This is a genomic window from Providencia sp. PROV073 (assembly GCF_033688125.1).
GTDB lineage: Bacteria > Pseudomonadota > Gammaproteobacteria > Enterobacterales > Enterobacteriaceae > Providencia > Providencia hangzhouensis.
Genome location: NZ_CP096353.1, coordinates 1,729,557 through 1,753,181, shown reverse-complemented (window position 1 = coordinate 1,753,181; position 23,625 = coordinate 1,729,557). Strand labels below are relative to the sequence as shown.

General features: G+C 39.1%; 22 protein-coding genes. 11 read left to right on the top strand and 11 right to left on the bottom strand.

Annotation, left to right across the window (positions count from 1 at the left end; all coding sequences use genetic code 11):
• Nucleotides 1-444: 444 nt before the first annotated feature.
• The 8 genes from fdx to trmJ form a co-directional block, all read right to left on the bottom strand.
• A complete protein-coding gene (gene fdx / locus M1F17_RS07760; protein WP_004264910.1) occupies nt 445-780 on the bottom strand; it encodes an ISC system 2Fe-2S type ferredoxin in 336 nt (111 codons plus the stop codon).
• 2 nt (nt 781-782) lie between these two features.
• A complete protein-coding gene (hscA, locus tag M1F17_RS07755; protein WP_262961072.1) occupies nt 783-2,633 on the bottom strand; it encodes a Fe-S protein assembly chaperone HscA in 1,851 nt (616 codons plus the stop codon).
• Nucleotides 2,634-2,645: 12 nt separating this feature from the next.
• Nucleotides 2,646-3,167: a co-chaperone HscB gene (gene hscB, locus M1F17_RS07750; RefSeq protein ID WP_094961711.1), complete on the bottom strand. Its 522-nt coding sequence runs from the start codon at nt 3,165-3,167 to the stop codon at nt 2,646-2,648.
• Nucleotides 3,168-3,255: 88 nt separating this feature from the next.
• Nucleotides 3,256-3,579 (bottom strand): iron-sulfur cluster assembly protein IscA, encoded by a 324-nt coding sequence (gene iscA / locus M1F17_RS07745; protein WP_004264913.1) that lies wholly within the window; start codon nt 3,577-3,579, stop codon nt 3,256-3,258.
• Between the two features lie 201 nt (nt 3,580-3,780).
• A complete protein-coding gene (gene iscU / locus M1F17_RS07740) occupies nt 3,781-4,167 on the bottom strand; it encodes a Fe-S cluster assembly scaffold IscU (protein ID WP_004264914.1) in 387 nt (128 codons plus the stop codon).
• Between the two features lie 24 nt (nt 4,168-4,191).
• Complete coding sequence (locus tag M1F17_RS07735; protein ID WP_004264915.1) at nt 4,192-5,406, bottom strand: IscS subfamily cysteine desulfurase; 1,215 nt, start codon at nt 5,404-5,406, stop codon at nt 4,192-4,194.
• Nucleotides 5,407-5,527: 121 nt separating this feature from the next.
• Complete coding sequence (iscR, locus tag M1F17_RS07730) at nt 5,528-6,025, bottom strand: Fe-S cluster assembly transcriptional regulator IscR (RefSeq protein WP_004264917.1); 498 nt, start codon at nt 6,023-6,025, stop codon at nt 5,528-5,530.
• Between the two features lie 119 nt (nt 6,026-6,144).
• Entirely contained in the window at nt 6,145-6,876 is a 732-nt protein-coding gene (trmJ, locus tag M1F17_RS07725) for a tRNA (cytosine(32)/uridine(32)-2'-O)-methyltransferase TrmJ (protein ID WP_004264918.1), read from the bottom strand.
• Between the two features lie 123 nt (nt 6,877-6,999).
• On the opposite strand from trmJ, the gene suhB reads away from it, so the two are divergent.
• Nucleotides 7,000-7,803, top strand: coding sequence for an inositol-1-monophosphatase (suhB, locus tag M1F17_RS07720; RefSeq protein WP_004264919.1), 804 nt, complete (start codon nt 7,000-7,002; stop codon nt 7,801-7,803).
• Nucleotides 7,804-7,905: 102 nt separating this feature from the next.
• Here suhB and M1F17_RS07715 read toward each other — a convergent pair whose 3' ends face one another.
• On the bottom strand, nt 7,906-8,934 hold the full coding sequence (locus M1F17_RS07715) for a zinc-binding alcohol dehydrogenase family protein (RefSeq protein WP_318837346.1): 1,029 nt from the start codon (nt 8,932-8,934) through the stop codon (nt 7,906-7,908).
• A 132-nt stretch (nt 8,935-9,066) separates the two neighbouring features.
• On the opposite strand from M1F17_RS07715, the gene M1F17_RS07710 reads away from it, so the two are divergent.
• From M1F17_RS07710 to M1F17_RS07665, 10 genes are all read left to right on the top strand, one after another.
• Nucleotides 9,067-9,972, top strand: a complete 906-nt coding sequence (locus tag M1F17_RS07710; protein WP_094961710.1) for a GntR family transcriptional regulator — start codon at nt 9,067-9,069, stop codon at nt 9,970-9,972.
• 364 nt (nt 9,973-10,336) lie between these two features.
• The gene (locus tag M1F17_RS07705) at nt 10,337-11,782 is read left to right on the top strand and encodes a tagaturonate reductase (RefSeq protein ID WP_172412247.1); all 1,446 of its coding nucleotides are present in this window, start codon (nt 10,337-10,339) and stop codon (nt 11,780-11,782) included.
• A 51-nt stretch (nt 11,783-11,833) separates the two neighbouring features.
• Entirely contained in the window at nt 11,834-12,838 is a 1,005-nt protein-coding gene (locus tag M1F17_RS07700) for a C4-dicarboxylate TRAP transporter substrate-binding protein (protein ID WP_004264923.1), read from the top strand.
• A 77-nt stretch (nt 12,839-12,915) separates the two neighbouring features.
• On the top strand, nt 12,916-13,395 hold the full coding sequence (locus tag M1F17_RS07695; RefSeq protein WP_004264924.1) for a TRAP transporter small permease: 480 nt from the start codon (nt 12,916-12,918) through the stop codon (nt 13,393-13,395).
• Entirely contained in the window at nt 13,386-14,663 is a 1,278-nt protein-coding gene (locus M1F17_RS07690) for a TRAP transporter large permease (RefSeq protein WP_004264925.1), read from the top strand. Before M1F17_RS07695 ends, M1F17_RS07690 begins: the two co-directional genes overlap by 10 nt.
• Before the next feature lie 419 nt (nt 14,664-15,082).
• Complete coding sequence (locus M1F17_RS07685) at nt 15,083-15,673, top strand: fimbrial protein (protein WP_036958998.1); 591 nt, start codon at nt 15,083-15,085, stop codon at nt 15,671-15,673.
• A gap of 49 nt (nt 15,674-15,722) precedes the next feature.
• Nucleotides 15,723-16,412 carry a molecular chaperone gene (locus tag M1F17_RS07680; RefSeq protein WP_168697636.1) on the top strand — a complete coding sequence of 230 codons (690 nt, stop codon included), beginning with the start codon at nt 15,723-15,725 and terminating at the stop codon, nt 16,410-16,412.
• A 14-nt stretch (nt 16,413-16,426) separates the two neighbouring features.
• Nucleotides 16,427-18,931, top strand: a complete 2,505-nt coding sequence (locus M1F17_RS07675; RefSeq protein WP_318837345.1) for a fimbria/pilus outer membrane usher protein — start codon at nt 16,427-16,429, stop codon at nt 18,929-18,931.
• Nucleotides 18,932-18,942: 11 nt separating this feature from the next.
• Nucleotides 18,943-20,022, top strand: a complete 1,080-nt coding sequence (locus M1F17_RS07670; RefSeq protein WP_036959002.1) for a fimbrial protein — start codon at nt 18,943-18,945, stop codon at nt 20,020-20,022.
• Between the two features lie 13 nt (nt 20,023-20,035).
• Nucleotides 20,036-20,740 (top strand): molecular chaperone, encoded by a 705-nt coding sequence (locus tag M1F17_RS07665; protein WP_318837344.1) that lies wholly within the window; start codon nt 20,036-20,038, stop codon nt 20,738-20,740.
• Nucleotides 20,741-20,778: 38 nt separating this feature from the next.
• Here M1F17_RS07665 and M1F17_RS07660 read toward each other — a convergent pair whose 3' ends face one another.
• Together M1F17_RS07660 and glyA are read right to left on the bottom strand one after the other, a co-directional pair.
• On the bottom strand, nt 20,779-21,930 hold the full coding sequence (locus M1F17_RS07660; protein WP_094961706.1) for a 3-phenylpropionate MFS transporter: 1,152 nt from the start codon (nt 21,928-21,930) through the stop codon (nt 20,779-20,781).
• Between the two features lie 81 nt (nt 21,931-22,011).
• Nucleotides 22,012-23,265, bottom strand: a complete 1,254-nt coding sequence (gene glyA, locus M1F17_RS07655; protein WP_004264933.1) for a serine hydroxymethyltransferase — start codon at nt 23,263-23,265, stop codon at nt 22,012-22,014.
• Nucleotides 23,266-23,625: the final 360 nt, after the last annotated feature.

The window sequence follows — 23,625 nt, the reverse complement described above, 5'->3', positions numbered from 1 at the left end:
TTAAAATACAAAAATTCACTCTTATTACATATATGAATAAATATTAAGGACGATTTACTGTTATTTTTTAAATAATTCACATTGTAGCTAGACGGCAAATGAGAGTATTTTGGAGAGCATACAAAAGTATGTGACTAGGGTTAACGAAAGAAGCCAACAACGCTACAGCGTGAAGCATAACATGTATTTTGATTTTTTAAATAATTCACGTTGTAGCTAGGCAGCGATTGAGAGTAGCTTGGAAAGCATACAAAAGTATGTGACTAGGGTTAGCGAAAGAAGCTAACAACGCTACAGTGTGAAGCATGACATGTATTTTGATTTTTTAAATAATTCACGTTGTAGCTAGGCGGCAATTGAGCTAATCCCTAGGAGCATACATAAGTATGTGACTAGGGTTAGCGAAAGAAGCCAACAACGCTACAGCGTGAAGTATGACAAAAATCAGTGTTCGCGGGCGTGATTGATAGTATAACGTGGTATCTCCACCACTAAATCCTCATCCGCCACCAATGCCTGGCAACTTAAACGACTTTCTGGTTCTAACCCCCATGCTTTGTCTAACATGTCATCTTCGAGTTCACTACTTTCTTCTAGTGAGTCAAAACCTTCGCGAACGATGCAATGGCAGGTTGTACAAGCACAGGATTTTTCACAGGCGTGCTCAAGCTCAATACCGCTGCGTAATGCAACATTTAAAATAGACTCGCCTTCTTGTGCTTCAACGACAGCACCGTCTGGGCATAAATCACTATGAGGTAAAAAAACTATTTTAGGCATAATTATATCTCATCCACAGAATGGCCTGACAACGCTTGGCGAATAGACGTATCCATACGACGCGCTGCAAACTCCTGCGATTGCTTATCCAGTTGTTTAATGGCATTTTCAATTACGATTGGGTCTGTACCCTCAACCGCTTTAATTAACTCATTGACCGCATTATCAATTTCTGACTCTTCTTTTGGCGTCAGTAAATTGCCATCTTGGGCTAATGCGCTCGTTAAACTTTCAAGCACTCTTGCAGCTTCAACTTTTTGCTCCGCTAAGCGGCGCGCATTTAAGTCATCTTGCGCGTTAGTCATTGAATCTTTAATCATGTTTGAAATTTCGTTATCCGTTAACCCATACGATGGCTTAACTTGAATCGAGGCTTCTACACCAGTGGATTTTTCCATAGCACTGACACTCAACAGCCCATCAGCATCGACTTGGAAAGTGACGCGAATATGAGCCCCACCGGCTGCCATTGCTGGAATATCACGTAAGGTAAAGCGCGCTAACGAGCGGCAATCTGCCACCATTTCACGCTCACCTTGCACCACATGCACACTCATTGCCGTTTGGCCGTCTTTAAATGTGGTAAACTCTTGAGCTCGAGCAACTGGAATCGTCGTATTGCGCGGGATCACTTTTTCAACCAATCCCCCCATGGTCTCTAGACCAAGGGATAACGGGATCACGTCCAATAACAACATTTCGCTGTCGGGCTTGTTCCCTACTAAGATATCTGCTTGAATTGCGGCACCAATTGCCACCACTTTATCTGGGTCGATGGATGTCAGAGGTGATTTACCAAAAAACTCCCCAACTTTTTGACGTACTAAGGGTACGCGAGTCGAACCACCAACCATAACAACGTTCAGCACCTCTGATGCTTCAACACCTGCATCTTTCAATGCACGACGACAAGCCATCAGTGTACGTTTCACGTAATTTTCAATTAACGTTTCAAACTGCTCACGACGAATTTCCCCTTGCCAATTGGCAAGCTGAATAGTTACTGTATCTGCGTCACTGAGCGCGACTTTCGTTTCTGTCGCCATATTTAATAGTTGACGATTTAAATGATGATCGCCTTGTAATGAAACGCCTGCTTGCTCAGCAATCCACTGTGCCAGTACTTGGTCGAAATCATCGCCCCCAAGTGCGGTATCGCCGCCCGTTGCCAACACCTCGAATACACCGCGGCTTAAACGCAAAATAGAAACATCAAAAGTACCACCACCAAGGTCATAAACCGCAATCACGCCTTCTTGCCCAGAGTCCAACCCGTAAGCAATCGCAGCGGCAGTCGGTTCATTCAGTAAACGTAATACATGTAAGCCTGCAAGGCGCGCCGCATCTTTTGTACCTTGGCGTTGTGCATCATCAAAATAAGCCGGTACCGTAATCACTACGCCATCCATTTCGCCACCTAAGGTTTCTTCCGCACGTTTTGCTAATGTTCTTAGAATGTCAGAAGACACTTGGATTGGGTCGACTTGGCCAGCCGCAGTTTGAATAAATGGCAAACCATTTTCACTGGCACTTAGTTGATAAGGTAAGTCAGGGTAGCGTTTTTGAATATCGGCCAATGAACGCCCCATCATGCGTTTCACTGAAATAATGGTATTGACTGGGTCTTGCTCGGCAAGTTGCTTAGCATCCCATCCCACTAGTTTGCTTTCAGGCTGATAATTAACAATCGATGGTAATAAAAAACGCCCTTGATTGTCAGGCAAAGCCGCAGCTTCACCACTGCGCACTGTCGCAATCAAAGAGTGGGTGGTACCTAAATCAATGCCAGCAGCCAATTTGCGTTGATGCGGAGCTGCTGTCATACCGGGTTCGCTGATTTGTAGTAACGCCATAATCGTTTTCTCTTAAAATTCATCTAGTAACCGTTCTTCGAGTTGCTCAGCTTGCTGCTGAAGCTTATCGAGAAAACGTAGTTTACGTACGGTATCAGCGGCTTTTTCCCACTGCATGGCATCTAACTCTGTCACCATCAGTGCGCTTCGTGCTTGCTGCATTTGTTTGACGTTTTGCATAAATTTAGCTAATAAATCAAGTGCATCATCACTGTTTTCAATATTGTCTAACTCTTCACGTAGCTCAAGCTGCTCCATTAAAAATGCCGTATCATGCATGGTATGTTGTTCGTTATTAATATCAAAACCATGTAATGAAAGCATATATTCCGCGCGTTTTAGCGGGTGACGAAGGGCTTGATAGGCAGCATTAATGGTTGCTGCTTTTTGCAGTGCTTGCATTTTTTCCTGTTCAGAACAGGTTGCAAACCGGTCAGGATGGTATTGACGCTGTAAGTCTTGAAAACGTAACGTCAGTTGTTCGCTATCGATGGCATAAGTTGGGGTCAACCCAAAAAGAGTAAAGTAATCCATAAGTGCTCAGTTTCTCGAACCGGTTACCAATACCACTAACAAGTTAATATTAGTGAGATTGGCCGAAAATTAGGCTTAATTGAACGCATTATACGTGAAAACTTTCACCGCATCCGCATTCACTATTGACGTTAGGGTTATTAAATTTAAACCCTTCGTTTAAGCCTTCTTTAACGAAATCCAGCTCAGTACCATCAAGATAAACAATGCTCTTGCCATCGACGATGACCTTTACGCCTTTATCTTCAAAAACTGTGTCTTCTTCATTAATTATATCAGCGAATTCAAGAACATAAGCCATCCCTGAACAACCTGAAGTTCTTACACCTAAACGCAAGCCCTCGCCTTTTCCACGATTTTGCAGAAAGGATTGAATACGCTGCGCAGCACTTTCTGTAAGAGAAATAGACATTGCAAACCTCACTTTAGAAACAAACAAGGCAGATGCTACTCATGAGTCGCATCCGCCTTCAAATTATTTTATACCCACCCTATTTCTAAGCTAAGAAACTCAGCGATGTTTAGCCTAGAAGGCATGAGTATTGTTCCAGTTATAGGACGATAACTTGTTGTTATTTATTAATATGGCTTGCCCTATAGACTGATTAAAAACTTATTTGCTTTGGCGTTTGCTTTTGTAATCAGCAATAGCAGCTTTGATTGCGTCTTCCGCTAGAATTGAACAGTGAATTTTCACTGGTGGTAATTCTAACTCTTCTGCAATGGCTGTATTTTTGATTGACTCTGCTTCGTCCAAACTTTTGCCTTTCATCCACTCAGTCACGAGTGAACTTGAAGCAATTGCTGAACCGCAACCATAAGTTTTAAAACGTGCATCTTCAATAATGCCGTCATCATTTACTTTAATCTGTAATTTCATGACGTCACCACAGGCAGGTGCGCCTACCATACCGCTACCGACGCTTGGGTCGCTGTTGTCAAACGAACCAACGTTGCGTGGGTTTTCATAATGATCGATAACTTTTTCACTGTAAGCCATTTTTAAACTCCTGAAACCGTCTGATTAATGGTGAGACCATTCGATGCTGTTAAGATCTACGCCGTCTTTAAACATTTCCCATAAAGGAGACAGCTCGCGTAAGTGGCCAATTGCGCCATGAATCATTTTGATTGCATAGTCAATTTCTTCTTCTGTCGTGAAACGACCTAAAGAGAAACGGATTGAGCTATGTGCCAGCTCATCATTCATCCCTAAAGCGCGCAGTACATAAGAAGGTTCTAGGCTTGCAGAAGTACATGCAGAACCTGAAGATACAGCCAAATCTTTTAATGACATCATCAGTGATTCACCTTCAACATAGTTGAAGCTGACGTTCAGAATGTGCGGCGCACCGTGTTCTAAATCACCATTGAGGTAAACTTCTTCGATATCTTTAATACCGTTCCACAAACGTAACCGTAAACCGCGTAAACGCTCAGATTCCGCAGCCATTTCTTCTTTGGCAATACGGTAAGCTTCGCCCATACCAACGATTTGGTGTACAGGTAATGTCCCAGAACGCATACCGCGCTCATGACCACCACCGTGCTGCTGCGCTTCAAGGCGAACACGTGGTTTACGTCGGACATACAGTGCACCAATGCCCATTGGGCCATAGAGTTTGTGCGCAGAGAACGACATTAAATCAACTTTTAACGCATTCAGGTCGATGGGCAACTTGCCCACGCTTTGAGTTGCATCGACGTGGAAAATAATCCCTTTGCTACGGCATAATTCACCAATAGCTTCGATATCCTGCACTACACCAATTTCATTATTAACATGCATAATAGAAATTAAAATAGTGTCTTCACGGATAGCGTCTTGTAGGTCTTGCATAGCAATTAAACCGTTGCTTTGCGGTGACAGGTAAGTCACTTCAAAACCTTCACGCTCTAATTGGCGGCAGGTATCTAAAACGGCTTTGTGTTCCGTTTTACAGGTAATAATGTGGTTGCCTTTCTTTTTATAGAAATTAGCAGCGCCTTTAATCGCTAAGTTATCAGACTCAGTTGCGCCTGAAGTAAACACGATTTCACGTGGGTCAGCGCCCACTAATTCGGCGATTTGATTGCGAGCAATATCTACCGCTTCTTCCGCTTGCCAGCCGAAACGATGAGAACGGGACGCTGGGTTACCAAAGTTCCCATCCATTGTTAAACATTGCATCATTTTTTCAGCCACACGCGGGTCAACCGGTGTTGTTGCTGAATAATCAAGATAAATTGGTAATTTCATTGCTCACTTACTCCAAAGGACAAGGTAACTTGCCTTTAATTTTTAAAGATACAAATAGCGGAAATTAGCTCTTCGTCTAACAACTCACCAAGATGTACCGACTGCAATTTTTTTAATATTTTTAAGCACGTACATTGATAATCGATTCAGGTGTAATCCCATTTGGCATGGTTTTACGCTGTTCGTTATCTTGTCTATCAGCAACAACCATGACTTCTTGGTTTTTAACCAGCTCATCAAGGCTAATGCTGCTAAGGAAACTTGTAATTCTATCGCTTAAATCGCGCCATAGTGCGTGAGTTAAGCAGCGATCGCCATTTTGGCAACCTTCTTTATTACCCTGGCAACGGGTGGCGTCAACAGATTCATCTACCGCAGCGATTACTTCAGCAACAAAGATTTGGTCTGCGTCTCTACCAAGCAAATAACCGCCGCCTGGACCGCGCACACTCGAAACCAACTCGTTTTTGCGTAAACGAGAGAAAAGTTGCTCAAGATAAGAGAGGGAAATTCCCTGACGTTCAGAAATGTCAGCTAAAGGCACTGGACCTGACTGAGAGTGTAATGCGACATCTAACATCGCAGTTACTGCGTAACGCCCTTTGGAAGTGAGTCTCATAAGATATTACTCCGTGGTAAATTATGGTCAGATTGTGACATTCCTGAGTAATTTAGTCAACTATTTACCTGACTAATTTACTCAAGTATTATTCACCTGATTTTACCACGGATTTCGCCTCACTTTTTCGCCCATTTTTCCATTGACGTTAAAATACCCCGCAGGATATGTAACTCTTGGGTTTCGATATGCGCTCGAGTGAATAAACGGCGTAATTTATTCATAATTAAGCCAGGGTGGGCTTTACGTATAAAACCGGATTCATTCAATACGCTTTCAAGATGGACATAAAACCGCTCAACATCTTCTGACGGCGGGTATTCTACCTCATCATCGGCGGAAATTACCGTATTTTTTTCATTCATTGAAAGATACGCCATACGTATCTCATAACTCACCAACTGAACCGCCATCGCTAAATTCAAAGAACCGTATTCAGGATTCGTTGGGATATATAAATGATACTGACATTTTTGTAATTCTTCGTTGGTCAACCCCACTCGCTCACGACCAAAAACAATCGCAACCGGCGATTCTTTGGATTGCTCAACAGATTTAACGCCACATTCACGGGGCTCAACCATCGGCCAAGATAAAGTACGAGAACGCGCACTAGTGCCGATCACTAGTTTACAGCCTTCTAAAGCTTCGTCGAGAGTTTTAACGATTGTCGCATTACCAATAACATCACTTGCTCCCGCAGAAAGCGCAATAGAGTGTGAGTCTGGTTCAACAAGAGGGTTAACAAGATAAAGATTAGAAAGCCCCATGGTTTTCATTGCGCGGGCCGTTGAGCCCATATTACCAGTGTGTGAGGTCTCAACAAGAACAATACGGATATTATCTAACATGGTTTATACGTTTCATAAAAAAAATATCGCAATAGCTTAACACAAAATTGCTTATTGTGACGAACATCTATATACTTCGGCACTCAAGTTTTTCGTTCTTTAACATTCCAGTGGAAAAAGCCCATGCATCCGATGCTTAACATCGCCATACGTGCAGCACGTAAGGCCGGTAATCACATAGCTAAAAACTATGAAATGCCTAGCAACATTAAAGTCACTCAGAAAGGCACTAACGATTTCGTTACTAACGTTGACCAAGAATCTGAGCAACTAATAATTGAAATCATCCGCAAGTCATATCCAGACCACACTATTATCACTGAAGAAAGCGGTGAATTAATTGGTAAAGATGATGATATTCAATGGGTAATCGATCCACTGGATGGCACCACCAACTTCACAAAACGCCTCCCTCATTTTTCTGTTTCTATCGCTGTACGCGTTAAAGGCCGTACAGAAGTTGCTGTTGTCTACGACCCAATGCGTAATGAATTATTTAGCGCAGTACGTGGACAAGGCGCTCAGCTTAACGGTTATCGTATTCGCATTGATGAAAAGCGTGACCTTGATGGCGCTATCGTTGCGACAGGTTTCCCTTTCAAACAAAAACAGCACGCTGCGGTATATATGAATATCATGACCGCAATGTTCGACAAATGCGCTGATTTCCGTCGTACGGGTTCTGCGGCGTTAGACCTGTGTTATGTTGCTTCTGGTCGTGTTGATGCATTCTTTGAAATCGGCTTAAAACCATGGGATTTCTTAGGCGGCGAGCTAATCATGCGTGAAGCTGGCGGTATCATGACTGACTTTATTGGCGGCCATAATTATATCGCATCTGGTAACTTAGTCGCTGGTAGCCCACGTGTTGTTAGAGACATACTGTCCGTCATGAAAGATGAGTTATCGGAAGCATTAAAACGCTAATTCATTCAGACTAGAAATAAATTAGCGCCAAACAAAAACCCACTCTTATTGTGGGTTTTTGTTGTTATTTAAAATAAATGTTTGTTTAAAATAAATTGCTATTTAAAACAAAATAACACCTTTAATTAATTCACGATTATTAATGACATCACTTTCATAAACATCACCAATGGTATCAAAGTCAAATTGGTGTGTTAGCATCATCCCACTAGATAACTTACCTTCAGCCATTAATCTTGCAACTTTATTGAAGTCTTCAGGCGTTGCATTACGACTCCCCATCATTGTTGTCTCTTTTTTATGGAAATCGGGGTCTGGAAACGATAAATTACCTTTAAATAGGCCAACAAATACAATTAAACCACCATGACGAATTAAATTCACCGCGGTGTTCATTGCGTGTTGATTCCCCGTAGCATCAATGACTTTCTCAGCAAGCATGCCTGAAAAATGGCCTTCAATGCTTGATAAGTAATTTTCAGCCGCTGGGTCACACGTTTTTAAGCCTAAGACCTTTTCAACATGTTGGCGACGTGCCTCACTGGTATCAGCCACTAATACGTTAGCACCATCCGCTTTGGCAATTGCAGCAACGCCAAGCCCTATCGGTCCAGCCCCTACGACTAAAACAGTATCTTGCGCTTTAACCTCCGCACGCCTGACGGCATGAGCACTGATTGAAAATGGTTCGATCAAGGCGCCATCAATATCTGTGACAGTGTCTTCAATCGCTAATACATTTTTCTCTGGAACATTTAAATATTCACAAAAACCCCCGTCTTCGTGAACGCCAATAACTGAAATTTTTTCGCAACAATTTGTTTTTCCTTCCTTGCATGCACCACATTCGTAACATGCGACATAAGGCATCACCGCAACACGTTGCCCGACTTTCCACTGCGTGATATCTGATGCAACCTCACAAATAGTTCCAGAAATTTCATGTCCTAATACTCGTGGATATTGAAAAAATGGCTGGTTTCCTCCCCATGCATGAATATCAGTTCCACATATACCAACCGCATGAATTTTTATTTTTACGTGCCCAGTTTGAACTGTAGGTTCAACAACTTGTTGATAGACTAATTGTTTAGGTTCTTGGCAAATCAATTGTTTCATATTTCCCTCCATCAATTTATCTGTCTTTTTTAATTTAAAAAACATAGACTAGATAATTAACAACCGAATTTTGTGATTAAATGTTTTTAAATCGGTTTTAAATCGGTTTTTAAAGAATAAAAATCAGATTCAAGGAGTATTTAAATGGTGAGGAGTAAAAATATACGCTATGGGTCAATTAATGAATTCTTAGATGCCATACATAAAAATTTATTAACATCCCCCTTCCCCTCACAATCTTCTTTAGCAGAGATGTTTAATATCAGTCGAACCACCGTGAGACATACCCTCGAATATTTATTAGAAAAGAAAATCATTGAAAAACAAGGGAATGAATATCATGTCATTCGCTATCCCAATAAAACTGATTTCTTTCCTGTTGAATCAAGTCTCCCTGATCAACAAATCGTCTTATTCGAAAAAGCGTTTTATCAAATGATTAAACGCAAAGAATTAATGCCCGGAGATACTTTTACTGAATTACAATTAGCAAAAAAAAGTCATGTAAGTTCTAGTGTTGTTCGGGAGTTCTTAGTGGAGTTTTCCCGTTATGGGTTAATTAAAAACACCCACCGAGGAAATTGGCATATGATGAAGTTTTCACGTGAATACGCAGAAAAACTTTTTGAGTTTAGGGAGTTACTAGAAACCAATGCATTGACTCATTTTTTAAATTTACCACCAGATGACCATCGTTGGATTTTAGCGAAAGAGCTATTACTCAAGCATAGAACACTGCGTGAAACCGTTACTATCAATTACCGCGAATTTTCTCAACTAGATTATGAACTACATAGCCTTATTTTATCGGGTGCCAACAACCCATTTTTTAATCAATCTCTTGAAATCATCACTGTGATATTTCATTTTCAATATCAATGGGATGAATCAGATTTAAAAGAAAGAAATGTACTTGCAATTGAAGAACACATGACCATTTTAAGTGCGTTAATTAGCCGTAATGATATTGTCGCGATGAATGAACTTAGACATCATTTAGATACCGCTAAACGAACTATGATCAACTCCATACAGCAAACTTATGAATAAATAACATTAGTTTACAAGGCCAATGGATGGCCAATGACGAATTATTTCTTTGGGTCTATAATGGTACACATCAAACAAAACCTGAATTTTTCAGTAAAAAAACAGCTTAATTATAAAATTATTATTATCAAAAATTATAGAAAATAAAATTATCACTATATTTCAATTAATTAAAAGACATATTTATTGAACAGATTTAATCTATCAATAATTCATCTGTTTTTAACTGATAAAAAACACATTAAAAACATCAAAAAGCCATTCATTCCACAAAATTGATGCAATTAATAGTCCATAGAAAAAAATACTTCTAGTCTGAATCAACACCAGATGATTAATACACATAATAACTAGAGGAATGGTCATGGATTACTTAAATAGACAGTCAATGGCTAATAAGCAATACCCAGAGAGAATTTTACAATTCGGAGAAGGTAATTTTTTACGTGCTTTTATCGACTGGATGGTTGACCAACTGAATGAAAAGACAGATTTCAATAGTGGCATTACGCTTGTCAGGCCAATTGACTCATCTCATCCCTCAATTAATCAACAAAATGGACTTTATACTGCCATCACCAGGGGAATTAATGAACAAAAACAAAGCGTTTCTAATATAAGGATTATTAATTCGGTTAACCGTGAAATACTTATTTATTCTGAATACGATAAATTTTTAAAGTGTGCAGAAAATCCCGAATTACAATGGATCTTCTCTAATACTACGGAAGCAGGGATCGTATATAAGCACGACGTACGCTTAGAAGATACACCAGCAAGTAGTTTCCCTGCAAAGCTTACTCAATTTTTATTTCACCGCTTTCAACATTTTAATGGCGATAGTAGCAAAGGGTTGTTCATCATCCCCTGTGAGCTAATTGACTATAATGGCGATAAATTACAAGAGTTTGTAAATCAACATGCACAAGACTGGCAACTTCCCACGGATTTTATCGCTTGGCTAAATAGCAGTAATACGTTTTGTTCTACGTTAGTCGATAGAATTGTTACTGGCTACCCGAAAAATGAAATTGAAAAACTGGAAAAAGAATTAGGCTATAAAGACGATTTTCTCGTCACTGCTGAATATTTCTATTTATTTGTTATTCAAGGGCCAAAAATACTAGAGCAGAAGCTAAAGTTAAATGAATTGCCATTAAATATCAAAGTAGTAGATGACATAAAACCCTACAAAGAACGTAAAGTTGCAATCTTAAATGGTGCACACACTGCGATGGTTCCCGTTGCTTATTTAGCAGGGATTCGAACTGTTCGTGATGTCACTACCAACCCAATCTTTTTATCTTTCATCAAAGATTTAATTGATAATGAGGTTATTCCTGTTTTATCTCAAAGCCCTTCGGAGCTCATGGCTTTTGCCTCCGCAGTAATTGACCGTTTTAATAACCCATATATAGAGCATGAGTTACTTTCAATTTCTCTAAACTCGCTAACTAAATTTAAAACTCGTTTATTACCTCAATTAATCTCTTATGTTAAGCAATACAATAAAATTCCTTATTGCATTTCATTTTCACTTGCTGCACTTATTGTTTTCTATCGAGGAAAACAGGGTGAACAACTCATTCCTTTAAATGATGATGATTATTTACTCGAACGCTTTAAAGCTTGGAATGAGCTCTATGACTCAAATGTAAAACAACTGACTGAAAATGTGCTAGCAATGTCTGATTTATGGGGATTAAACCTCAACGAAATACCACAATTACAGGATGATGTGAGCCAAAAAATCACAGATATTCTGAATTGTGGCACAGAAGCAATGCTACGCAAAAAATACATTGGTTAGAAAAAGAAACTAAATACTTAAAACAATAAATCCCCTACAGGAGATACCTTTATGAAACTGAGCACATTAAACGGAAAAACATTTCTTAGCTTAACACTCAGCACAATGCTATTAATGGGCAGCATGACAGGTGCCGCATTCGCCGATGCTAAATATAAGCTAAAAGTCGCTTATGAAAATAACCCCGGAGAGCCTTTTGACTTAGCTATCCACGAATGGGCAAAGAAATTCAATGAAAAAACTAATGGTGAAGGTGAGTTAATTCCTTACCCAAGCTCACAATTAGGTTCTAAAAAAGATGTCATCGAACAAATGAAGTTAGGTAGTCCATTAATTACCTTAGCAGATGGTGCCTTCTTTTCTGATTATGTACCTGATTACGGTATTATGTTTGGGCCGTACTTAGGGCTATCTTATAAAGATATTTTTAAATTAAATGCCTCACCTTGGTATGGTTCCTTAGAACAACAGTTAGACAAAAAAGGCCTTCATGTGGTTTCTAAAGATTGGCTATATGGTTCACGTCATATCTTAGCCAATAAAATGATCCAAACCCCAGATGACCTAAAAGGTTTAAAAATTCGCGTCCCCAACAATAAAATTCAAATTAAAGGTTTAGAGGCAATGGGAGCCACACCAACACCATTACCTTTAGCTGAAGTTTATACTGCACTTAATCTCAAAATTATTGATGGTGCAGAAAACCCAATTCCAGTGCTATATGGGCAAAAACACCATGAAGCTGCCAAATTCTTAATTCTAACTGGCCATGTAGAAAACGTAACCAACTTAGTCATGGGCAGCAAAACCTACGCTAAATTACCTGAAAATATTCAGCAGGCTTTAGTTGAATCAGGAAATGAAGCTGGGCAATTCTTAACAGATTTAGTCTTACAGCAAGAGAAAGAGATCATTGAGAAAATGAAAAGTGAAGGTGTTACTGTTGTTGAAGTAGACAGAGCGCTCTTCAAAGAAAAATCTAAGCCTTTCTATAATGAATTCCCTGAGTGGTCTGCGAATTTATATCAACAAACTCAAGATATTATTAATAATTAACCCTATAACTTGGCGGTTAACACCGCCAATATTTTTACAATACAAATGGTTGACTATTATTCTCGCAAGGATCTTTTATGTTTAAATTTCTGGGGAAATTAAGTGATATAGTGGCATCGCTTGCCGTTGCCGCTATCGTCATTATTACCATTCTTGCTGTATTCATGCGTTGGCTTCTTAATGACCCTTTAATGTGGAGTGAGGAAGTTTTAATTATTTGCTACATATGGTTGGTTATGATTGGAGCAGCATCCGCTGCGGGTAAAAGAATGCACGTCAGTATTGATGCTATTACCTCTTTATTTCCTGAAAAAGTACAATTAGCTATCGCGGTCATTACGCATATTATGGCCATTATTGCTTTATCAATTTTTGGGTATCTTGGATATGAACTCTCGATTATCGCAGAAGATAAAATAACACCAATTATTGGTGTTTCTTATTACTATATCGACCTTTCTGTTCCCATTGGCGCATCCATCATGGTGTTATTTTCTATCCAACATTTACTGGAAGACATGAGTAAATTAATAAAAGGAGATAAACCATGTCAGTAATTATCGCCTGTATTGTATTAATATTCTGCTTTTTAATTAATGTTCCCATTTTTTTAAGTGTGCTAATTGCATTACTCACTTATTTCTTTTCTGCTGGTGATATATCTCCTCTTATTGCAGTTCAGCGCATTATTGGTGCAGGAGAAAATGTCACGTTACTTGCTATTCCTTTTTTCATTCTGTTAGGTAACCTTTTGAATTACACGGGTATCACTAGCCGAATGTTAAAATTTACTGGCACACTGTCTGGGCACTACCCAGGGGGACTTGCCCAATCTAACGTATTATTAAGTACAATGATGGGCGGGCTCTCTGCATCTAACCTTGCTGACTGTGCCATGTTATCTAAAATGTTAGTACCCGAAATGACCAAATTAGGTTATGGGAAAAGCTTCTCTGCCGCTGTCACTGCTGCAGGATCATTAATAACACCTATAATTCCACCGGGTATTGCATTAATCATCTATGGATTTGTTGCCGATGTCTCTATTGGTAAGATGTTTATGGCTGCGATCATTCCTGGTTTAATGTGCTGCGTTGCTTTAATGGTTACAATTTATCTTATTGCCAAAAAACGTGGATACAAACCTGCTAGAGACAAAGCGCCTACATTTGCTGAAGTTTACCAAACAGGTAAAGGAGCAATGTCAGCTTTCCTCTTAGTCCTCGTTATTATTGGCGGAATTCGCTTTGGTATTTTTACACCGACAGAAGCTGGTGCTATTGCTGTACTTTACGTTATTGTAATTGGTACCTTTTTTTATCGTGAAATGAAGTTAAAAGACATTGCGGCCTCATTTTTAGAAACAGCTCGTTCAACAGCAAGCATCATGCTCATTATTATGACTTGTTCTGCGTTAGCATGGGTATTGACGAACGAGCAAGTGGCACAAGATGTTGCCAAAATGATGACCAGTTTCTCTGATAATCCATATGTCTTCTTAATGATTGTCAATGCGGTGCTTTTAATTCTAGGTATGTTTATTGAAGGTAATGCAGCAATTATTGTCCTTGTTCCATTATTAATGCCTACAGTAAAACTTTTAGGAATTGACCCTATCCATTTTGGCATTGTCATGATCCTTAATTTAGCTATCGGATGTTTAACACCCCCTATGGGAACGGTAATGTTTGTTGCCACATCGATTACTGGTGTACGTATTTCAGACTTTATTCGTGAGGTCATGCCACTGTTCTTTGCATTAATTATCGTATTACTCTTAGTCACTTTTATGCCTGTATTTACGACTTTCCTACCTAGCTTATAAGATAAAATTATATCTCAATGGCAAGTCATTAACTATGACTTGCCATTTTATTATCAATTAATTTTTTATAAATTAAATTTTATTTAATTTCACAAATTAATATTACTTTTGTTTATTGTTAAGTTAATTGATCTTTATCCTTGTCACAATAACATGCACAACAAGAAATACTCAAAAAGATAAACTACTGATCATCAAAAAATTACACTTATTACGAGTCACACTGACATAATTAGAAAAACAATATCATATTAAATTCATGCATATAAAAAAGACATTAATCTCATTAAATATTTTTTTAATTTTTAATTTGAAAAAAATATACTTTATATCTAGCATAAAATAACACAGCTAATTTACATTCAGCTGTTAATCAAAGTTATATCACTTTATTTTACTTTGACCTTATGGGGTTAATTATGTCTAGATATATACTACCTCTGTCTTTACTTTCGTTATCTGTTATATCAGGTTCAGCACTTGCAATAACTAACAGTGCTGGAGGAATTATTTCAATTTCTGGAGCAATAAGCGATACAACTTGTACAATTAATGGCGGAAATAGTGCCGATATGACTGTTGTTCTTGACCCAATAACCGTAACAGATGCAGGGACCACTGCCGCGACGGTTATTTCTAAAAATCAAAAACAATTTTCTTTAACTTTCTCTGATTGCGCACCTGCGAGCACTCCTGTAAGTAATCTGAAATTACACTTTTATTCATCAAGTAATATTTCCCCTTCCGGTTTGTATTTAGTGAATACTTCCGTCAATGAAAATGATGCTTCCGTTGCTAAAAATGTTGGATTTAGTTTATCTAAAACCAGCACTCCAACAACCGCAATTCCACTCAATGTGGCCTTTGATACTAACCTTACAGGGGCTGACACTGGTGGCGCGACAGGAGCTACACTCAATTTAATAGCCAGTTATTATAAAACTAATGCAACTGCTGCCAAAGTCGGTCTTTTGCAATCAAATGTAATATATACAGTTTCCTATTTATAATTATGACTTAGCCAGGCTTTTATTAGCCTGGCTTTAAATGGATACTATTATGAAAACTCTAGTTTTATTACTCACTATTTTATTTTCGAGCTCAACATTTTCTAATGTTATTATTACAGGCACTCGAATTATATATCCTGCTGACGCTGATAGTATTACTGTACAATTAACCAATAATAGCAAAACATCGTCTCTTGTTCAGTCATGGATTGATAACGGTGATGAAAATTCCACACCTGAGAATTCTGAAGCGCCTTTTTATTTGTCCCCTCCTATTGTTAAAATTGAAGGTTTACAAGGTCAGCAATTAAAAATAAAAAAAATACCCGGAAAACTTTCTGACAATGTTGAAAGTGTATTTTTCTTAAATGTTTTAGATATTCCTAAAACGCCAGAATCTGCTAAAGGCAAAAATGCAATTCAGCTAGCCACACGCTCACGAATTAAAATTTTTTATCGTCCTATTGGTCTAACCGAATCCTCCGATGAAGTCATTAATCATGCGAGCTACCAGATTAAAAATAATAACATATTAGTTAAAAATAACTCGCAATACCATTTAACTATTGCAGCTATCACACCATCGGACGATAAAAATAATTCATTAATTGATTCTGCGATGATTGCCCCTATGTCTGAAAAAGAATTACCTATTAAAGGAACAATGAAAAGCCACGATCTTATTTTAATGTATGTGGATGACTATGGTGTTTTCAAATCTAAAAACATTAAACTTTAATAGAAGAAATCATCGTGAAAAAAGAAAACTATCTCTACCTCCTAATCTTAATAGGACTACAAAGTTATCAAAAGAACTCAATAGCGGACGAGTTTGAGACTTCCCTATTGGTAGGCAAATCTGCACAAGGAGATATTTCACGATTCTATACCGACAGTAAAATTCCATCAGGTAAACAATTAGCCGAGCTTTATGTAAATAATAGTTGGAAAGGCCAATTTGAAATTGATATCAATAATGATGGTAAACTGATTAGCCTTGCTGCTGATGATGTGCAGAAGTTAAACCTGAATTTATCTTCTGAGGTGATTGAACAAACCAAACAACAGCCATTTATTCCTATTGATGATTTAGTGGCCAATATAAAATATAAATTCAATATCAACGACCTACGACTCGATATTACCGTCCCTCAAATCGCTCTGAAACAACTCGAAGCTAACTATGTTGACCCCAGTCTCTGGAATTATGGCGAACCTGCAATTATTTTTTCTTATAATACAAATTATTATAGTTACAAAGAGAAAAAAAACTCTAAAACCAGCAGTGACAATTTTTTTGCTACCTTAAATTCAGGCGTTAATTTAGGCGCTTGGCAATTTAGAGATGAATCCAGCTATCGACATAGCTCTCATAGTAGCCAAAAATGGAAAAACAATACCCGTTATATTTATCGTCCTCTTAGTGCAATCAAATCCGGGTTGAAATTAGGTGATTTTTATACACCCGCAGCCCTATTTAATAGTATTCGAGTTCGAGGGATTGCATTGGCAACAGAAGCTAGTATGTTGCCAAATTCAAGTCAAAATTTTGTACCTATTATACGCGGTGTCGCTCAAACAAATGCCTTAGTCAGCGTGTACCAAAATAATAATCTGGTTTATCAAGAAAGCGTTCCCCCTGGTGAGTTTGCATTTAATGACCTGCAGCCTAGTGCTGGTGGAGGTGACTTATTCGTCGTTGTCCAAGAAGCTAATGGAAGGCAAGAAACCTTTACTGTGCCCTATTCTGCTGTACCTGACATGCTCAAACAGGGCGTTTATAATTACAGCCTTATTGCTGGGCAAACTAAAATCGACAATACCCATTATCAACCCAAATTTACTCAAGGTGAGTTTCACTATGGATTAAATAATTTAGTGACACTTTATGCAGGAATGCTATTTAGCGAAAAATACTATTCTGGCGTTATAGGGAGTGGTTGGAATTTTAGTTTTGGGGCCATTTCAGCTGACATTACGCAAGCAAATACTAAATTGGATTCAGGAAATCACAGTGGGCAAAGCTACCGCCTGACTTATAACAAATATATTAATGCAACATCGACCAATTTAACCTTGGCGTCATATCGTTATTCCACTAGTGGTTACTATAGCTTTATTGATGCCATTTATTCCCAAGATAATTATCGCGCTTGGAAAGCTTATCAAGACCAGTTATCAGAAAAACTCGGCAATAATATTCCACCTGAGCTTTCACTCACTAATTATGACGCTTTACGTGGTTCACGTGCTAAAAACACATTTACGTTGAATTTAAACCAACAATTAGCTGATGGTTATGGTTCGGTATTCATATCGGGTACACACCGTGATTATTGGAATGCAAACGGTAATAGCCGTGAATATCAAGCCGGTTATGCAAACAATTATAACGATATTTCCTATAGTGTGTCTGTTTCACGTGTTCGCAATTACGACAGCGAAGAAGAAACTCGTATTTATGCCAACTTTAGTGTTCCTTTTTCTTTATTTGAAAAACGCGCCAATATTAGTATGGGAAGCTATTTCACCGACTCTCGTTATCAACAAACTACGCTGAGTGTCAGTGGTATTGCAGGTAAAAATGACCAAGTCAATTATACGCTAACTGCAACGAACCAAAGCGGTGGTAATAACTTAGTTGGTGGGAACGTCAGCTATCAGCTTCCCTCTAGCACGCTTTCAGGATCTTACACAGAGGCCAATAATTACCGCCAAACGGGTTTAGGTGCCAAAGGAACTCTGGTTGCTATTCCTGGACATATTGTTTTTTCAGGAGAAACAGGACAGACCTACACCATCATTGATGCTCCAATGGCCAGTGACATGATGGTCAATGCCGATAAAACCACTTTAACTAATCAACAAGGTGTTGTTTTAGTCGCTAACTCCACACCCTATAGAACCAATACCTATACCTTGACAGATACAGAGAAAACCGCAGGCGCTGAGGTGCTCGGTAATATGGCAAATGTAAGTCCATATCAAGGGGCGGTAAATTACATCAAACTCGAGACCGATACTCGACAAACTTATATCATCCGTGGCGCTCTTGCTAATGGCGATAGCTTACCTTTTGGAACAGAAATCACAGATGCTAAACAACAGAGTATTGGTTATGTCGGCCAATCTGGCGTGATGTATATCAAAAGTGAGCAATTACCGATGGCATTACACATAAAGCTTAAAGGGAAACAGACATGTGTTATTGAGCCACTACTCAACACGATGGATAAGAACAAAAACCTCTGTCGATAAAGGAAAATATGATGAAAAAAATCACTTTAGCACTGATGTTTTCCAGTATATTGGCTTACAGCCAGTTTTCCTCAGCACATTGTAGACAAACTTCTACTGTGACGGCTCCCGCTCTTGCTTTTGATTTATCGACAGAGCTCACCAGTACATCGACTCAAGTTAGTAAAAATAGTAGAACCATCTACCCTGGGACTTTTACCTGTACTGCAAGAGGGATACTTTTTCCTAACTCTATTGGTATCGCATCTCCTTTCCAAGGCAGAACCGCCACTATTGGTTTTAATGGTGGAAAGCAGTTTGTCTCAATTACAGTCACTGCATTAGAAAAAGATAGGGTTATCGGCCTTACGGAAGGTGTACATCAAGGTAGTGAACTCGATACAAATTTTACCGTTCAATTTAATTTGCTTGCGACTAAACCCGGAACCAACTATGTCGAAGTATCAGGAAGCACCGCCACAGTTACCCCTATCGTACTCGCCTCTGATGCATCCAGCTTGGGAATTTTACAGTGGCTATTAGATATTGTATCTAAATTAGTCACTTTTCTGTTAACGCTGCAATGGCCAACCAGTGCTGATGATATCTACTTACAACCAATTACCTTAACTTATAATCCAATCCTCACTACCTGTAATTTTGTTAACCAAGGTTTAGTCGTTTCGCTACCCCCAGTAAGCATCAATGCAGTGAAAACTGCAACCAGAGCGGGCTACACGCCATTCACACTTAATTTTACTTGCCAAGACTTTTTAGCAGGCGGTAATGCTTCTCGTGATGTATCTATTTTTTTATCCAGTAGCAATTTGCTCTCAAATGATAAAGCAACATTGAATAATACCATTAGCCAAGGCGCTAAAGGCGTTGGCTTCCGATTAGTTAGCGCAAGTAATCTCAATACACCGTTAGTGCTTTCAGATAGCGTGGCAGCTAAAAATGGAGCGACAAATATTTTTACTGTCCTCAAGGGAAATCCAATCTCCCCTTCTTTTTCAGTAAATTTAGGTGCTTATTACTATGCATACAACACCAATAGTGTCACTCAAGGGCAAGTCTCAAGTACGGCAACAGTTGTGATGTCATATAATTAACAAGGAAAATACCATGGTGGAATTCATTAAAATTACAGGGTTCGCTACATTACTATTTTTTAGCTTCCAAACAAGTGCAAGTCTTGTTTTGCAAGGAACACGAATTATTTTCCCTAGTGATAAAAAATCCGTCAGAATTCAATTTACTAATTACAGTGAACAAGCCACATTAACTCAAAGCTGGGTGGATGAAGGTAATCCGGACTCGACACCAGAAACGACGAACGCACCATTTATTGTAACGCCCCCCGTCACTAAAATCGCAGCAAATGACGGAGTTCAATTACAAATACGTTTTATTGGTGACAAACTCCCTACGAATAAAGAGTCTGTATTTTATTTAAATGTATTAGATATTGCGCCAAAGCCAAAGCAAATAAATAGTGCCAATATGCTACAGTTTGCCATTCAAACACGAATTAAAGTTTTTTATCGCCCTACAAACCTCACAGAAAAGCCAAACAATGTCATCAAAAACATCCAATTTCATTTAGCTAAAGACGGTATTGTCGTCAACAACCCGACCCCTTATTTTTTAAATATTGCCAATATCTATCTAGCTAATAATAAAAGTCGTTCTATTGCAAAAAGCTCGATGGTAGAGCCATTTTCATCACAAACTTACTTTTCAACCGCTGATATTAATCACGGAGAAAATATAACAATGATTTATATTGACGATACTGGAAAACAAATTCAATACCAAACCAAGCTATAAAATAGGCTTAACCGCTTCTATAACTTGGCAGGTGAATATTAAGATTGAGCCACCACTTTAGGGCGGATAAACACGGCAGGGACAGCGAGAAGAGCCATTAAGTAAAACACCACACCATGATGAGCAGGCACTCGCTCATAAATGTATCCGACAATAATAGTCAGTACGGCTAACCCACCGCCAGTTGCGAGTGCGGAGTAAACACCTTGTAATGGGATAATTTCATTTTCTTTTCTTGCACTAATAAAGCGCATTGCGGCTAGGTGGCAAATTGTAAAAGTACCACTGTGAAGAATTTGTACCACGATTAATACCGGTAATGCAGTAAACGCTCCCATCAAGCCCCAACGAATAATTCCACAGAAGGCAGATAACAACAGTAAATTTCGAGCGCTCCAACGCCTAAATAAACGGTGGCTTAACATAAATACAATGACTTCAGCAACCACACCGAGCGACCATAAATTACCGATAACTAAATCTGAATAGCCGGCTTCTTTCCAAAATAGGGAAGCAAAACCATAATAAGCCGCATGAGCCCCTTGCAGTAACGTAACACAGATAAGAAACCTAACGACGTTTTTATCCGCAATCAATTGTTTAAACGTAACCTTATTACCACCATCCGCTTTCGCTGCCCCCATTGGCATAATTGCTGGTTTCAGCATTGCGCCTAGTAATAATGCTAAACAGCTTACTATCAAGGCCACCATGATGGCTTTATTTCCCCAAACACCGGCTAAATACCCCATCAGTGAGGAACCAATAATAAAAGCTATCGAACCCCAAACGCGAATTTTGCCGTAGTCAAAGGTAAATTGTTTTTGCCATGTCCCCGCCAGTGAATCACCCAGTGGAACCATTGGTGCAAAAAATAAGTTAAACCCAATCATTACAAACAACAGCCATGCCCAGTGAGAACCCAGAGCAAAACCGACAGAAAAAATAAGTGAAAGCCCTGCGAGTAAGCGTAGAGCAGTAATAAGTTTCGAGGGCTCTTTAACTAAAGGAGTAATAAACATCGCACCAAGGAAACGGGCTGCTAGCCCTACCCCTAACAAAACACCAATCATTTCTGCATCAATTCCCTCACCTTGTAACCAAACTGACCAAAATGGCAAGAAAATACTGTAGGCAAAAAAGTAGGTAAAATAATCAATAGCTAGCCAACGCGTTGATGGAATGACCATCACTCCTCCGTTTTTTCAATGCAAAAAACCCGCTCATACATACATGTAGAAGCGGGTTTCAGTAATTAATAATACGTTATGTTATGCGTAAACTGGGTATTTTTTGCAAATTGCTAATACTTTTTGCTTCACGCTCTCAATGGTCGCTTCGTCATTGAGGTTGTCTAGAATATCACACATCCAGCCAGCTAGCTCACCCGCTTCTGCTTCTTTGAAGCCACGACGCGTAATCGCAGGAGAACCAATACGTACACCAGACGTTACAAATGGGCTCTTAGGGTCGTTCGGTACACTGTTTTTGTTAACAGTGATATTCGCACGGCCAAGTGCAGCATCGGCATCTTTACCTGTAATGTCTTTATCAACCAAATCAACTAAGAATAAGTGGTTTTCAGTTCCGCCAGATACCACTTTGTAGCCACGTTTTTGGAAAACATCGACCATTGCCTTCGCATTCTTAGCAACTTGCTGTTGATAAACTTTGAATTCAGGTTCCATCGCTTCTTTCAGAGCAACCGCTTTACCTGCAATAACATGCATTAAAGGGCCACCTTGAGATCCAGGGAATACCGCTGAGTTGATTTTTTTGTACAACTCTTCGTCACCACCTTTAGCTAAAATTAACCCACCACGTGGACCCGCTAAAGTTTTATGCGTTGTTGTTGTCACAACGTGTGCATGAGGAACTGGGTTTGGATAAACACCCGCAGCAATCAAACCTGCAACGTGAGCCATATCAACAAACAGGTAAGCGCCGATACCATCTGCGATTTCACGCATTTTTGCCCAATCAACGACACCTGAGTACGCAGAGAAACCACCGATAATCATTTTTGGTTTGTGTTTTTCCGCTTGCGCTTTGATATCGTCGTAGTCAATTTTACCGCTTTCATCAATACCGTAAGGCACGATGTTGTACAGTTTACCTGAGAAGTTAACCGGTGAACCGTGAGTTAAGTGACCACCATGTGCTAGGTTCATTCCCAGAACGGTATCACCTGGCTGTAGTAACGCCATGTAAACTGCAGCGTTAGCTTGTGAACCTGAGTGCGGCTGCACGTTCGCATAGTCAGCACCAAATAGTTCTTTCGCACGGTCAATCGCTAATTGCTCTACCACGTCAACATACTCACAACCGCCATAGTAGCGTTTGCCTGGGTAGCCTTCTGCATATTTATTGGTTAGCTGAGAACCTTGAGCCTGCATGACTCGTGGACTGGTATAGTTTTCAGAAGCAATTAATTCAATGTGTTCTTCTTGACGTTGTACTTCTTGCTCCATTGCTTCCCATAATTTCGGATCGTAGTCAGCAATATTCATTTCACGCTTTAACATTCGCTTCTCCTGCCTCAGCAATTCAATAGGTTGAAAATCGATTCATCGCAATGACACACAGTGTAAACTCTTTTTCTCTCTTGAGATAGCCCTAAAGAAAAAATATACGCAAACGATTGCATTAATTTTTTTCACTTCATTTGCTTCTGAAGGCTTCATTATAAAATAGCTCAAATTTTAATTTTTAACGGACAAACATCCAGATTTGCTATTCCCTTCTCATTATGTGCCTAAATCCACCCTATTTTTCCGATTTGAGTCTTTACATAAACACGTAAATATTATAAGTTGTATTTAAAATACATCTTTATAAATCACCTTCATCGTTCGCAAAAAATAGGGATTAGCTGAGATGAAATA